This window comes from Streptomyces atratus, from assembly GCF_900119365.1.
GTDB lineage: Bacteria > Actinomycetota > Actinomycetes > Streptomycetales > Streptomycetaceae > Streptomyces > Streptomyces atratus_B.
In genome coordinates this window covers 50,314-63,359 of sequence record NZ_FPJO01000009.1, presented here as the reverse complement: position 1 = coordinate 63,359, position 13,046 = coordinate 50,314, and the positions used below count along the sequence as shown (strand labels likewise).

At 69.9% G+C, this 13,046-nt stretch carries 11 protein-coding genes; 1 reads left to right on the top strand and 10 read right to left on the bottom strand.

Translation table 11 applies throughout. From position 1 onward, the window contains the following. Positions 1 to 25 precede the first annotated feature (25 nt). From BT364_RS17455 to BT364_RS17430, 6 genes are all read right to left on the bottom strand, one after another. On the bottom strand, positions 26 to 1,885 hold the full coding sequence (locus BT364_RS17455; protein WP_072486102.1) for an ABC transporter substrate-binding protein: 1,860 nt from the start codon (positions 1,883 to 1,885) through the stop codon (positions 26 to 28). 62 nt (positions 1,886 to 1,947) lie between these two features. Further along, positions 1,948 to 2,874 carry an ABC transporter permease gene (locus tag BT364_RS17450; protein WP_079179507.1) on the bottom strand — a complete coding sequence of 309 codons (927 nt, stop codon included), beginning with the start codon at positions 2,872 to 2,874 and terminating at the stop codon, positions 1,948 to 1,950. Then, a complete protein-coding gene (locus BT364_RS17445) occupies positions 2,871 to 3,821 on the bottom strand; it encodes an ABC transporter permease (protein ID WP_072486101.1) in 951 nt (316 codons plus the stop codon). The genes BT364_RS17450 and BT364_RS17445 overlap by 4 nt, the downstream gene beginning before the upstream one ends. Before the next feature lie 67 nt (positions 3,822 to 3,888). Continuing rightward, positions 3,889 to 6,018, bottom strand: a complete 2,130-nt coding sequence (locus BT364_RS17440; protein WP_256259948.1) for a dipeptide ABC transporter ATP-binding protein — start codon at positions 6,016 to 6,018, stop codon at positions 3,889 to 3,891. Between the two features lie 108 nt (positions 6,019 to 6,126). Beyond that, on the bottom strand, positions 6,127 to 7,164 hold the full coding sequence (locus BT364_RS17435) for a dipeptidase (RefSeq protein ID WP_072486100.1): 1,038 nt from the start codon (positions 7,162 to 7,164) through the stop codon (positions 6,127 to 6,129). After that, positions 7,161 to 8,573, bottom strand: a complete 1,413-nt coding sequence (locus BT364_RS17430) for a serine hydrolase domain-containing protein (protein ID WP_256259947.1) — start codon at positions 8,571 to 8,573, stop codon at positions 7,161 to 7,163. Before BT364_RS17430 ends, BT364_RS17435 begins: the two co-directional genes overlap by 4 nt. A gap of 443 nt (positions 8,574 to 9,016) precedes the next feature. Here BT364_RS17430 and BT364_RS17425 point away from each other — a divergent pair, with 443 nt between their 5' ends. Continuing rightward, positions 9,017 to 9,301, top strand: a complete 285-nt coding sequence (locus BT364_RS17425; RefSeq protein ID WP_143166503.1) for a hypothetical protein — start codon at positions 9,017 to 9,019, stop codon at positions 9,299 to 9,301. Positions 9,302 to 9,391: 90 nt separating this feature from the next. Here BT364_RS17425 and BT364_RS17420 read toward each other — a convergent pair whose 3' ends face one another. From BT364_RS17420 to BT364_RS17405, 4 genes are read right to left on the bottom strand one after another with little or no spacing between them, the layout of a single operon-like run. Next, a complete protein-coding gene (locus BT364_RS17420) occupies positions 9,392 to 10,249 on the bottom strand; it encodes an ABC transporter ATP-binding protein (RefSeq protein ID WP_072486098.1) in 858 nt (285 codons plus the stop codon). Continuing rightward, positions 10,246 to 11,250, bottom strand: a complete 1,005-nt coding sequence (locus BT364_RS17415) for an ABC transporter ATP-binding protein (RefSeq protein ID WP_072486097.1) — start codon at positions 11,248 to 11,250, stop codon at positions 10,246 to 10,248. The genes BT364_RS17420 and BT364_RS17415 overlap by 4 nt, the downstream gene beginning before the upstream one ends. Next, complete coding sequence (locus BT364_RS17410; RefSeq protein WP_079179505.1) at positions 11,250 to 12,113, bottom strand: ABC transporter permease; 864 nt, start codon at positions 12,111 to 12,113, stop codon at positions 11,250 to 11,252. The genes BT364_RS17415 and BT364_RS17410 overlap by 1 nt, the downstream gene beginning before the upstream one ends. After that, positions 12,110 to 13,045: an ABC transporter permease gene (locus BT364_RS17405; RefSeq protein ID WP_371268601.1), complete on the bottom strand. Its 936-nt coding sequence runs from the start codon at positions 13,043 to 13,045 to the stop codon at positions 12,110 to 12,112. Before BT364_RS17405 ends, BT364_RS17410 begins: the two co-directional genes overlap by 4 nt. Between the last annotated feature and the right edge of the window lies 1 nt (position 13,046).

The following is a 13,046-nucleotide window of genomic DNA, read 5'->3' as shown; positions in this document are numbered from 1 at the left end:
CTCACCACCTTCCCGTGCGCGGCATTCAGTTGTGGAAGTACCAGAGTTCCGGCGTATACAGGAAGCTGAGCAGTGAGCTGAACGACGACGGCGGCCCGGAGAGGCTGTTCTTCCACACGACAAGAGTGTGCGGAGTCGGGAAGTAGAGCACCGGCAGGTCCTTGCCGAGGTGGGTCACCTCGGCCGACAGGGCCTTGGAATCCGCTCCGAACGTCGACGCGTCGATCAGCTTGTCCGCCTCGGCGTCGCGGTACCCGCCGAGATTGAAGCTGCCTCCCGTGTTGAACACGGTGTTGCTGCTCGGGTATCCGGCCGCCAGGTACAGCGGTCCGTAGTCCTGTGCCGCCCACTTGTTCTTGTTGGCGGGCGCGAAGGAGTTGCCGTAGTTGGTGTACAGGTAGTTGAGCGACTTGCTCACGAGCGTGACCTTGAGGCCCAGCTTCTTGGCCTCCGATGCGAAGGCGGTGTCCCGGGCGCCGACGTACGCCGGGGTGTTCGCGGAGGCGAGGGAGAAGTCGATCGTCTGCCCGCGCGGGATGCCCGCCCCGCACTCGCCGGCCCCGGTGCCCGGGTGTTGGCAGGTGGTGGCGCCGCCCGGCTCGACCTTCCAGCCGTGGTCGGTGAGCAGTTTCTTGGCGGCGGCCGGGTCGTACGGGTAGGGCGCCTGGTCACCGGACGCGGGCGGGTATGGGGAGTCGCCGCCCGCGGTGGTGTAGTTGGGGGAGGCGGCACCGTTGTACACGCCCCGGCTCCTGATGTAGCCCTGCTGGTCGATCAGGTGTTGCAGGGCCTGGCGGATGTACGGCTGCGCGATCACCTTGTCGAAGTGGTGGGTGGTGTTCTCGAAGTTCAGGACCAGCGGGTCGAACCGGGCGGGCGCCGGGGCGCCGTAGACGTGGTAGCCCTTCTTCTTCAGCGCGCCGATCTGCATGATGAAGCTGGAGTCGAGCGTTCCGACGGTCAGGTTGCCGGCCTTGAACTGGTTGAGGACCGCCGGGGCGGAGGTGAACGACTTGAAGTCGACCCGGTCGAGCCGTGAGCCGCCCGGACCGCTGTAGGACGTGTTGGGGACCAGGGAGAACGAGCCGGTCGTGGGGTCGAAGCTCTTGAGACGGTACGGGCCGTTGACCACCTGCCAGAGCGGGTTGTCGGCGAATGTGGCCTGGGACTCCGACTGCTTGGTGAGGTAGGTGTAGATGGCCTTGGCGTTCTTCGGCTGCGTGTAGTCCAGGTGCGGCCCCGAGGTGCGGGCGATGTTCCACTCCTTGGAGGGCATCACGTACAGCAGGGTCAGCATCGACATCAGGTAGGACGGGTTGTACGCGGTCGTGGACCTGAGGGTGAGCTCGTCCGACGCGGTGGCCTTCGCGGTGATGCCGTCGGGAAACTGCCCCGGGGTGTAGAAGCTCCAGTTGGCCGGGCTCTCCTTGAGCGCGGCCTTCAGCAGGGCCAGGGAGAAGACGACGTCGTCGGCGGTGACCGGCCTGCCGTTGGACCATGAGTAGTGCTTCATCTTGATGCTCACGGTCTTGCGGTCGGTGCTGTAGCGGGGAGCCTCGGCCAGGCTCAGTGCGGCGTCCGCGATCTGGTCGCCCTCACCACTGGGGCGGTAGAGGGAGCGCCACAGGAGTCCCCGGGCGATGACGGTGCCGTTGGCGGACGCCGGCGGATACGGATAGATGTAGTTGGGGCTGAGCCCTGGAGTCAGCGCGACCGTGGCCGTGCCGCCGTCCTTGGGCTTCCCGGACTCCTTCGGCAGGGTCTTGTAACCGCCCTGCAGCTCCTTGGCCAGGTCGCCGCCGGTGCACGCCGTGGCCAGTACGGCGAGCACGGCGGCGAGCACCGCGAAGCGGCGTCCTCGGGCCTTGCCGGGCACATGTGTCATGGATGGCTCCCTGCGAGGTGTGGTGGAAGAGGGTGAAGAGGTGACGGTCGTGGCGAGCGGCCTCAGCCGGCCCGGTGACCGACCGCGTCGCGGAACGCGTCCGCCAGCAGGTTGAGCCCCAGCACCGTGACGATGACGCAGATGCCGACGGGATACACCAGCCACCAGTAGTCGGCGGAGATGAACGTCGCGCCGTTGGCAAGCTGGCTGCCCCAGTCCGCGGTCGGGTATGTCAGGCCGAAGCCCAGGAAGCCCAGAGCGGCGACGACGAGGATCGCGTCGGCTACCTGGAAGGTGATGACGACGATGATCACGCTGAGCGCGTTCGGAATCAGGTGGGTGAGGATGAGCCGTGGGCGGGAGGCCCCCATCACCCGGGCCGCCAGCACGAACTCCCGTACCCGCAGGGTCAGGACCTCGCCGCGGACGAGCCGGGCGGAGACCAGCCATGAGAACCCGCCGATGACCAGGCTCAGCGACACGGCGTTCGCGTGGAAGCGCACCGAGAGGATCAGGACGAAGAAGAGGAAGGGGACCGACAGCAGGGTGTCGACCACCCGCATCAGGAACCCGTCGACGATCCCGCCGGCGAGTCCGGCGACGGCGCCGTAGACCGTACCGATCGTGGTGGCGAACAGCGCGGCGAGCAGCCCGATCTGCAAGGACACCCTGCCGCCCGCCATGAGGCGGCCGAGCACGTCGAACCCGTTGAGGTCCGTCCCGAGCGGATGCTCGGTACTGGGCGGCAGAGCCGCGTTCACCAGATCCACGTCGGTCTGGTTGGTCTGGTAGAGCAGGGGGCCGAGGAAACAGAACCCGACGACGAGTATCAGAAGCAGCCCGCCGACGAGGCCCAGCGGGTGGTGCCGCAGTGCCCGCAGCACCGGTTTCAGAGTGAACCGCTCGCGCACGTCGGCCGGATCGGCTGCTGACGGCGCCGTGGCGCCCGCCTCCAGGGCCCCCGCTGTGTCCGTCTGTCGTGAGGTCATTTGTTCAACTCGATTCGGCTGTCGGCGGCGGCGACCGCGATGTCGGCGACGAAGTTGCCGGCCACGGTGAGGACGCCGCCGATCAGGGTGTAGGCGAGGAGCACCGGGTAGTCCTCGTGCTGCAGGCTGTTGAGGAACAGCAGGCCGAGGCCGGGGTAGTTGAAGAGCGACTCGACGATCAGGTTGCCTGCCAGGAGGCTGGGGATGAGCGTGCCGACCAGCGTGATCAGCGGCAGACAGGCATTGCGCAGCAGGTGGCGCGTCAGGACGCTCCGCTCCGGGAGCCCTTTGGCCCGGGCGACCCGGATGTAGTCCTGGCCGAGCTGGTCGAGAGCCGACGAGCGCTGGTACTGGGAGAAGATCGCGACGCTGGTGATAGCGAGCGTGATGACGGGCAGGGCCATGGCGCGGGGATCGGTGAGGACCACCCACGAGGAGTGCGACTGGGACGCCTCGGCAGGGAAGAACGGCAGGGACTGGCTGAACACGGCGATCAGGATCAGGCCCAGCAGGAACGACGGAGTCGCGTAGAGCACATAGGAGGCCGCCGTGGCGGCGCGGTCGACGAGACTGTTGCGGCGGACCGCCTGGAGGATGCCGAGCGGGACGGCGATCAGCAGCGCGAGGACCAGGCCGGCGAGCGACAGCATCGCGCTGCGGCCGGCGTTCTGCTGCAGTACCGCCCCCACGTTCTCGTTGAGCTTGTAGGACCTGCCCAGGTCACCGTGGGCGAGCTGGCCCAGATAGCTGAGGTACTGCACGACGAGCGGCCGGTCGAACCCGTGCTCCCGGTTGAAGTCGGCCACGGCCTGGGGGGACGCGCGCTGTCCCAGGACCACGCGGCCCGGGTCGTCCGAGACCACGTGCAGCAGGAAGAACACCAGCGCGGAGATGCCCAGCAGGACGACGAAGGAGATCGCCAGCCGTCGGACCACGTACCAGCTCATGCGTGACCATCTCCTCTCCGGGAGATCCGTGGGGTCCCTGATATGCAGGGGAGTGGTGAGTGACGGTTCATCGTGCGGAGAGCTCCTCGGGCTGTGCGGCCGGCAAGCGCAGGGGGTGGTGGCAGGCGGCCTTGTGCGTGCCGGTGAGGGTCGCGAGGGCGGGCTCCGTCGCCGCGCATACCTCGGTCGCCAGTGGACATCGGGTGCGGAACCGGCAGCCGCTGGGCGGATCGATGGGACTGGGCAGTTCGCCGCGCACGCGCGTGCCCGACCGGGGGCGCGGCGCGGCGGGGTCCGCCTCGGGAACCGCCGCGAGCAGCCCCGCGGTGTACGGGTGCGCGGTGGACCCGTACACCTCCTCGGTGGTGCCGGTCTCCATCAACTTGCCCAGGTACATGACTCCGACGCGGTCGGCCAGGTACCGCACGACCGCGAGATCGTGGGAGATCACGACACTGCTCAGTTCGCGTTCACGTTGGACGCGGTGCATCAGGTTGAGGATCTGGGAACGGATGGAGACGTCCAGCGCGCTGACCGGCTCGTCGGCGACCAGCACCTTCGGGTCCAGGGCCAGCGCGCGGGCCAGCCCCACCCGTTGGCGCTGTCCCCCGGAGAGTTCGTGGGGGTAGCGCTCCAGGACGCCCGACGGCAGCCCCACGTCCCCGAGGAGCTCGCGGGCCCGGGCGGTCCGGGCGGCGCGCCTGCCGATGCCCTGGATCGCGAGGGGCTCGCGCAGGATCGCGCCGATGCGCATGCGGGGGTCGAGAGAGGAGTTCGAGTCCTGGAACATCATCTGCAACTGGGACCGGCGCGGTGCGAGTTCGCGGGCACTCATACCGGTCACCGACGCGCCGTCGAAGATCACCTCGCCCGACGTGGGCCGGTTCAGGGCCACGAGCATGCGGCCCAGCGAGGACTTGCCGCACCCTGACTCCCCGACCAGGCCGAACGTCTCACCGGGCGCCACGTCGAAGCTCACTCCGGAGACCGCCTTGACAGTGCGGCGCCGCCCGAGGAAGCCCCGTCCGCCCACCGGGTACTCGAGTCCGAGATCGACGATCCGCAGCCGCGGCATCGTCTCGCGTGCGGCAGGGGCCTCGGGGGAGACGGCGGGCCGTGCGACGGCCGATGCCCCTGAGCCGGTACGGACCGCTGCCGTGGCGACCGGGTGCCAGCACGCGTGGGTGTGCCCGTCCTCCTCCACCGAGAGCGGCGGCCGCTCCTCGTGACAGCGGTCCGTCGCGGCCGCGCAGCGCGGCGCGAAAGGACAGCCCGCGGGGGAGGCGGACAGATCCGGCGGTGTGCCGGGAATGCTGAAGAGCTGCTCGCGCCGGTCCTGGGTGAGCGAGGGGATCGAGGACAGCAGCGCATGGGTGTAGCGGTGCCGGGTATGGCTGAAAAGAGCTGGCGTCGGTCCGGTCTCGGCCACGCGCCCGGCGTACATCACGCCCACCCGGTCGGCGTGCCGGGCGATCACTCCCATGTCGTGGGTGATGAGGATCATCGACATGCCCAGCCGGGACCTGAGGTCGTCCAGGAGATCGAGGATCTCCGCCTGGATGGAGACGTCGAGCGCGGTGGTCGGCTCGTCCGCGATGACGACCCGTGGCTCGCACGCCAGGGCCATCGCGATCATCACGCGTTGCCGCATGCCGCCCGAGAGCTGGTGCGGATGGTCGTCCAACCGTTCGAGGGGCTTCGGTATCCCGACCAGGTCGAGCAGCTCCGCGGCACGTGCGCGCGCGGCCTGCTTCGACGCGCCCTGGTGCAACCGCACCGGTTCGGCGACTTGTTCGCCGATGCGGCGGGTGGGGTTCAAGGCCGTCATCGAATCCTGGAACACCATCGCGATGTCGTTGCCGCGGAGGGCCCGGTACCGGTCCGCGGGGAGTCCGACGAGCTCCGTACCGCCGAAGTCGATCGAGCCGCCGGTCACCCGGCCACCGGCCGGCAGCATGCCCATCACGGCCAGGCCGGTCATGGATTTGCCGGATCCGGTCTCCCCGACGATCCCCAGGGTCTCCCCGCGATCGAGCGCCAGACTGACGTCCGAGACCGGGTGGACGATCCGGTCGCCCCGGCGGATCTCGACCGACAGATTGCGGATCGTCAGCACTCGGCTGCCGTCCGCGGGCTCACGTGCGTTCTCAAAACCATCGCTCGCGCGCACGATATGGCTCTCCATCTCCTCGACCATCCGACGATTTTGAGACACGTACTTCAGGCGTCGTTCGTCGGGTTCGCTGAACATTCAGGTGTGCGTCGTTCCGATCGCACGAAGGGAATCTCCTGCCGTGCACGGCGCTCAGCCGACGGACGCGGGCCGGCCCAGTTCGTTCCGCAACAGGCGCCGTACGTTCTCCCCCAGGACCGCGACGATGTCGCGCTCCGGCCACCCCCGCTGTTGCAGCGCATCGGTGACCAGCGGCAGCCCGGCCGGACCCGCAAGTCCGGGCAGATAGGCGTCGGCCGGCACTCCCTCGACGAAGGCCGGCTCGCAGCACGGGGGAGTGGTGTCGGCAAGTACTTCCTTGATGAAGTCGGGACCCAGCCCGACGTGCTCGACGCCGGCCACCCCGGCAATGTGCTCGATGTGGTCGATCAGTCGGCCGATCGAGTAGTCGCTCTCGTGCAGGTACGGAGCGAAGAAGTTCACGCACACCACTCCGCCGCCCGCGGCGACGCCCCGGATCTGCTCGTCGTCAAGGTTGCGGTGGTGGTCGAAGAGCGCCCGTGCGCTGGAGTGCGTGGCGATCAACGGCCGTGAGGACAGCTCCAGGACGTGCTCGACCCCACACGCGCCTAGATGACTGATGTCGTAGAGCATGCCGAGGCGCTCCATCTCGGCCAGCGCCGCGACCCCGGAGCGGGTCAGCCGGCCGCCCGTCGCGTCCTCGCCGCTGCCGTCGGCCAGGGAGGTGCGACCGAAGTGGGCCAGGGACGCGATCCTGACCCCCAGCCGGAACAGGGTCTCCAGCAGCTCCACGTCCTCGCCCACGCCTGGTGCGCTCTCCAGTGCCAGCACCAGGGCGATCCGGCCCTCAGCCAGCGTCCGGTCGACCTGGGCGCCGTCCGTGCACAGCGTGACGGCATCGGAGTTGCCGGCCGCGAGCCGGTGCGCCGCCTCGATCATGCGCAGCGTGCGGCGAAGCGCCCCCTCCGGCCGGTACGGATCTTCGACGAACACCGGCAGCGCCTGAAGGTTCACCCCGCCGGCCCGCAGTTGCGGCAGCCAGCGCTCCCGGAAGAACTCCGCCCAGTGGTCCACCGGCCGGGCGACCACCGCACACAGCAGGTCGTTGTGGAGGTCTGCCACGATCGCGCGTCGGTGCATCTCGTTCATCGCTGTGCCCGCCGCTCGGCCCGGCCGGTGTGCAGATACAGCGCGTGTCCCTGCCCGTCGTCACCGAGGAAGGCGAGCGGCGCGTGGACCCCGCGCTCCGGCTCGATGGGGATCAAGGTGTCACCGCGCCTGCCGACCAGCTCCGTGCGGTACGGCGCCTCGTCCAGTTCGGCGATGGCTCCCCGGGGAGTGCGCTCCAGCCACAGCCGCCCGGCGGTGTCCCGGCTCACCGTGGTCTCGGCGGTGCTGGACGTGTACGTACCGACGTACCGGGACGTCTCCGCAACGGGAGCGCCCACGTCCGGCACCGGCGAGGCGGGCAGACCGACCCCGGCGAGTTCACCGAGGACCCGGCCCGCGATCTCCGTGTACACGCGCCGTGACAGGCCGCCGTTGGTGAAGATCGCCACCGCGACATCCCGCTCCGGCACCAGGCGCAGGAACGCCGACTGACCGATGGTGTTCCCGTCGTGTCCGATGACCGTGCCGCCCGACAGGTCGAAGAGCTCCCAGCCGAGCCCCCAGGCGGCGCCCTGGTCGATGTCGGGCAGCGTGACCTGCGGCCGCTGCATGGCCTGGACGGTCTCCGGGCCGAGCACGGTCACCCCGTCGGGGCCCCGGCCTCCGGCGAGGTGCATCTGGGCGAAGGCCAGCAGATCGCGCGCACGCATCGCCAGCATCGATCCGGCCGGTGCGTTCGAGCGTGCCAGGGCCCACACCGGCGTCGGCTCGAGCGGCGCCCCCGGCACCGTCTCGATGTGACCCACTGCCGTGCGGTGGACGATCGCCTCGTAGGGGTCACTCGCGGTGTGACTCATACCCAGCGGAGTGAACAGGTGCCGCCGGGCGCAGACGTCGAACGGCTCCTCGCGCAGCACCTCGACGATCCGCCCGAGCACGCAGTACCCGGCGTTGTTGTACGAGAACATCGCGCCCGGCTCGAAGAGCTGCGGCACGTCCCGCAGGACGCCCAGGTACTTTTCCAGGCAGTCGTCACCCTTGCCGGTGTCGGTGAAGATGTCTCCCTCGAAACCCGCGACGTGACTCAGCAAATGCCGCGTGGTGATCCCTCGCGCCGCTTCCTCGTCGGCGATCCGGAACTCCGGCAGGACGGCCCGTACGGGAGCGTCCAGATCCAGTCGTCCCTCGTCGGCCAACTGCATGACCAGCGTCGCGGTCATCACCTTGGTGATCGACCCGATCTGGAAGAGAGAGTCCACCGTGGCGTCGACCCCTGTGGCCGTGCTCAGCACACCGGCCGCGGATTCGACCCATTCATCACCGGCCTGGACCGCCACGGCGGCCCCGGGCACCTGGCTCTCGACGAGCAGATCTGGCAACCGGCGGCGCAACCAGGTACCGACCTCCTCCAGCTTGTTCAGCTGATCCGACCCGTCCAGCTTCTGCACGGCATCCCTCCCTGCTCGACTGCGCAGGAGCTTAGGACCTGCGGAAACCGCCCTCTTCGTCCACTTCCACCACATGCGGCCCGGGCATTGGTGCGACTGGCCGAACCGGGCGGCTCGCCGCTTCGACGGGTGGGGGAGCAGGCTTGTGACGACGCGGCCTCTCAGGCCCTCCCGCGTCTCAGCCCGCGTGAAGCGACCGCACGAACAGCACAACCGTGCCGCCGACCCCGGCTGCAAGGAGGTGCGTCAAACGGGGGTTCTGCATGTGGCGGCGCGTCGCGCCTTACGGTGTTCAACAGGGCTTGGTTGTGCTCCGGATCACTGTTGCCGACTGCGACGACGTCGTCGTCTCCTGCGGACCCCCGTCGACCGCCCCTGCCGAAGTGGGCCGCGCACCACACGACCGGGTACCGAGCACGGACCGCACCGCACAAGGGGACACCATGGGCAGACAGCGCATCACCGTCTGTCTGCCGCCCGTCAGCCCCGACGGGCTGAAGCAGGCGATAGGACAGGCGATGGCCCCCTTCTGGTACGACCGTGAGGACCGCCCCCACCCGGACTGGGTTGGAGAGTGGAGCCACTGGTTCGTCTCCGGCGCCGGCTGTCTCTTCGATGTACTGCCCGGCCACGGGGACGACCCCCGGCTCGTGCGGTACGACGACTGGACCGAACCCCCCGAGGACCTGCCGCCCTCCCGCTGCCACGGCGGCCCGTGGACCAGGTGACGTTCGACGTCGACGGCGTCGGGCCCGCCCGGGCGGCCTGAGCGTGGGCCGCCCGGGCCGGTGCCGGACGGGTGCCGCCGGGCGGGCCCGTCAGCCGGCGCCTCCCGCCGCCAGTGGATCGAGTTCCCTGCGCCGCCCGCTGATGGAGTCGGGGTCCCAGTCCGGCCGGGGAACGGATGCCAGCAGCAGCTGCGTGTACGGGTGTCCGGGGTCGGAGAGCAGCTCCGCGACGGGGCGGTGTTCCATGGTGCGGCCCCGGAACAGGACGAGCGCCTCGTCGCACACGTACCGCACGACGGCCAGGTCGTGGCTGACGAAGACCAGGCCGATGCCGGTGTCGCGGCGGATGTCCGACAGGAGGTTGAGCACCTGGGCCTGGACCGAGACATCGAGCGCGGACACCGCCTCGTCCAGTACGAGCACCGCAGGTTCGACCGCCAGCGCACGTGCGATGGCGGCGCGTTGACGCTGGCCGCCGGAGAGTTTGCGCGGCAGGGCCGCCGCCTCCCGCTCCCCGAGGCCCACCTGGGCGAGGAGTTCCCGCATCCTGGCGGCCCGGGCGGCGGGGTCGGCGAGACCGTGCAGGCGCAGCGCTCCGTCGATGGTGGCGCCGATGGTGATCCGTGCGTCCAGCGAGAGGTACGGGTCCTGGAAGACGATCTGCACCGCCTTGGCACGGGCGAGTCGGGCCGCCCTGCCGCGTACGGTCGGGGCCAGTGGTTCACCCTGGACGAGGATCTGGCCGGCGTCGGGGCGTTCGAGGCCGATCAGCATCCGGGCCGTGGTCGTCTTGCCGGAGCCCGACTCCCCCACGATGCCGAGGGCGCCGCCGGCCCGCAGTGAGAACGACAGGCCGTCGACGGCGACGACCTCCGCCTTTCCCGTCCGGTAGGTCTTGCGCAGCCCGCTGACCCGGAGCAGTGTGCGGGCGCTGTTCTCGACGGTCAACTGCCCTCCCTTGTGGCGATGTTGTCGATGGAGGTGAGTGACTCCTCCGCGAGGTGGCAGGCGACCAGCGCCTCGTCGTGCCGCTCCAGGCGCGGCGCTGTCCGGTCGCAGACTCCGGGCCGGGCCAAGCGGCAGCGCGCCGCGAAGGAGCAGCCGGGCGCCGAGTCGAGCAGTCCCATGGGGGAACCCGGGATCGGGGTGAGCCGGGCGGGCGGTCCGTCCGGGGCCTGGAGGGGCGGCGACGAGCCGAGCAGGCCCGCGGTGTAGGGGTGGCGAGGTGTCTCGAAGAGCTGTGCGGTGGGAGCGGTCTCGACGATCCGGCCGGCGTACATCACGTAGATGCGGTCGCAGACCGCGGCCGCGAGTTCGATGTCGTGCGTGATGAGGAGCATGCCCAGGTCGCGTTCGCGCTGCAGCCGCCCGAGGATCGCCATGATCTCGGCCTGGGTGGAGACGTCGAGCGCGGTGGTGGGTTCGTCGCAGAGCAGCAGCCTGGGCCCGGTGGTGAGCGCTCCGGCGATCATGACGCGTTGCAGCATGCCGCCGGAGAGCTCGTACGGGTACTGGCGCAAGTGCCGCTCCGGGGCCGGGAGTCCGACCGCGGCGAGCAGTTCGGCGGCGCGGGCGTTGGCGCGGCCCTTGTCCCAGCCGTTGTTGACGCGCAGCGACTCGGTGAGGAAGTCGCCGATGCGGCGGACCGGGTTGATGCCTGCCCGGGGGTCCTGGAAGATCATCGACGCCGTGCCGGTACGGATCGACCGTAGGGCTGCCGGGCCGGCGCCCACCACCTCCGTACCGTCGACGCGCACGTGGCCGTCGATGTCGGCCCCGGTGGGGAACAGCCCGAGGGCCGACCGTGCGGTGACCGACTTCCCGGAACCGGATTCGCCCACCAGCGCGACGATTTCACCCGCCGACACGGTCAGGTCGATGCCGTCGAGTACCGGCCGGGCCATGCCGGGCAGGGCGATGCTCAGGTTCTCGTACTCCAGCAGCGCCATCAGGTCTTCCTCCCTGCGAGCCGGTCGCCGACGTTCTCCCCGACGATGTTGAAGGCGACGACGACCACCACGACGGCGACGGCGGGCACGACCGCGGACAGCGGCTGGCCGCGCAGGACGGCGGCCTGGGACTGGTTGATCATGGCGCCCCAGTCCGGTGTCGGCGCCTGCACGCCCAGGCCCAGGAAGGACAGGGCGGCGAGGTCGAGCAGCGCGTAGCCGAAGTTGACGGTGGACTGGGCGAGCACGGTCGGGCCGATGTTCGGCAGCAGCCTGCGGACGGCGACGTACAGGGCGGAGTGCCCCTGCACACGGTAGGCCGCGATGTACGGCCTGGCCTGCTCCTGCATCGCGAGGCCGCGCACCAGGCGTGCGGTGTACGGCATGTAGGCCACGGACATGGCGATCACCGGCGCCGTCATCCCCTTGCCGAAGACCGCCACCGCGAGAATCGCGACGAGCAGCGCCGGGAAGGCGAAGACGACATCGAGCAGCCGCCCGATCACGGTGTCGACCCAGCCGCCCCGCCACGCGGAGAACAGGCCGATGGCGATGCCGGCGACGGTCGAGACCAGTACCACCAGCAGCGGTCCGACCAGACTCGTACGGCTTCCTTCGACGAGGGCCGAGAAGGTGTCGTGCCCGCCCTGGTCGGTGCCCAGCCAGTGGTCGGCGCTCGGGCCGACGAGCCCCGTGCCCAGCTCTCCGTACGTCGGGTCCTGCGGTGACAGCCACGGTGCGAACACTGCGACCAGCACGAACAGGACGAGAAGGCCCAGGCACAGGTTCTCCAGCCGGCTGCCCCCCATGGAACGCAGCTTGGCGACCGGTCTGCGGGTCAGTCCCGCCATCGGGGCGCTCATCGTGCACTCCCCGCTGCCGCCACCCGCGGATCGATCAGCGGATGCACCAGGTCCACCAGGAAGTTGACCACGACGAACGCGGCAACCACGAGCAGCACGATCGCCTGCACCACCTGGAAGTCCATCTGGTTGACCGAGGTCACCAGCAGGGATCCCACGCCCGACATGCCGAACGCGGTCTCCACGATCGAGGTGCTCACCAGCATTCCGGAGATGAGGAGCGCGGAGACGGTGACGATCGGGCCGAGGGCGTTGCGCAGTACGTGCCGCCGGATCACGGTCCACCGCGGGGTGCCGCGGCTGACCGCGACCTCGACGTGCTCACGGCCCAGTTCCTCCAGCATCGACGAGCGGGTCACCCGGGTGACCATCGCCATGAACGTGACGGACAGGGCGATCGCCGGCAGTACGACGTGGTGCAGCCGGTCGAGAACGCCGGTGCCGTTGCCGATGGTCGGGAACCAGCCCAGCTTCACGCCGAACAGCGACCGCAGCAGCAGTGCGGCGACGAAGGCGGGGGCCGCGGCCCCCACCGTCACCAGCAGCATCAGCATCGAGTCGGTGCGTGTGCCGCGGCGCAGCGCGCCGACGATGCCGGCCGCGACACCGACCACCGCGATCAACAGGGCGGCGGCGGCGATCAGCAGCAGGGTGGCCGGCAGCCGCGACCAGATGACCGAGCTGACGTCCTGGTGGAAGACGTAGGAGCGGCCGAAGTCGCCGTGCAGTACGCCGCCCAGCCAGTCCCAGTACCGGACGAAGAACGGCTCGTCGAAGCCGTACCTGTGGCGGATCTGGGCGAGTTCGTCGGGGCTGGCGCTGCGCCCGCGCACCAGGAAGCTCGCCGGGTCGCCGGGCGCCAGGTACAGCGAGGAGAACACCAGGAAGGAGGTGACCAGCAAGGTCGCCGCCATCCCGGCCAGGCGGCTCACG

Excerpts from the sequence above, each read along its gene's own strand:
- BT364_RS17455 (WP_072486102.1), bottom strand. The coding sequence starts at position 1,885 with ATGACACATGTGCCCGGCAAGGCCCGAGGACGCCGCTTCGCGGTGCTC.
- BT364_RS17450 (WP_079179507.1), bottom strand. The coding sequence starts at position 2,874 with ATGACCTCACGACAGACGGACACAGCGGGGGCCCTGGAGGCGGGCGCC.
- BT364_RS17445 (WP_072486101.1), bottom strand. The coding sequence starts at position 3,821 with ATGAGCTGGTACGTGGTCCGACGGCTGGCGATCTCCTTCGTCGTCCTG.
- BT364_RS17440 (WP_256259948.1), bottom strand. The coding sequence starts at position 6,018 with ATGGTCGAGGAGATGGAGAGCCATATCGTGCGCGCGAGCGATGGTTTT.
- BT364_RS17435 (WP_072486100.1), bottom strand. The coding sequence starts at position 7,164 with ATGAACGAGATGCACCGACGCGCGATCGTGGCAGACCTCCACAACGAC.
- BT364_RS17425 (WP_143166503.1), top strand. The coding sequence starts at position 9,017 with ATGGGCAGACAGCGCATCACCGTCTGTCTGCCGCCCGTCAGCCCCGAC.
- BT364_RS17415 (WP_072486097.1), bottom strand. The coding sequence starts at position 11,250 with ATGGCGCTGCTGGAGTACGAGAACCTGAGCATCGCCCTGCCCGGCATG.
- BT364_RS17410 (WP_079179505.1), bottom strand. The coding sequence starts at position 12,113 with ATGAGCGCCCCGATGGCGGGACTGACCCGCAGACCGGTCGCCAAGCTG.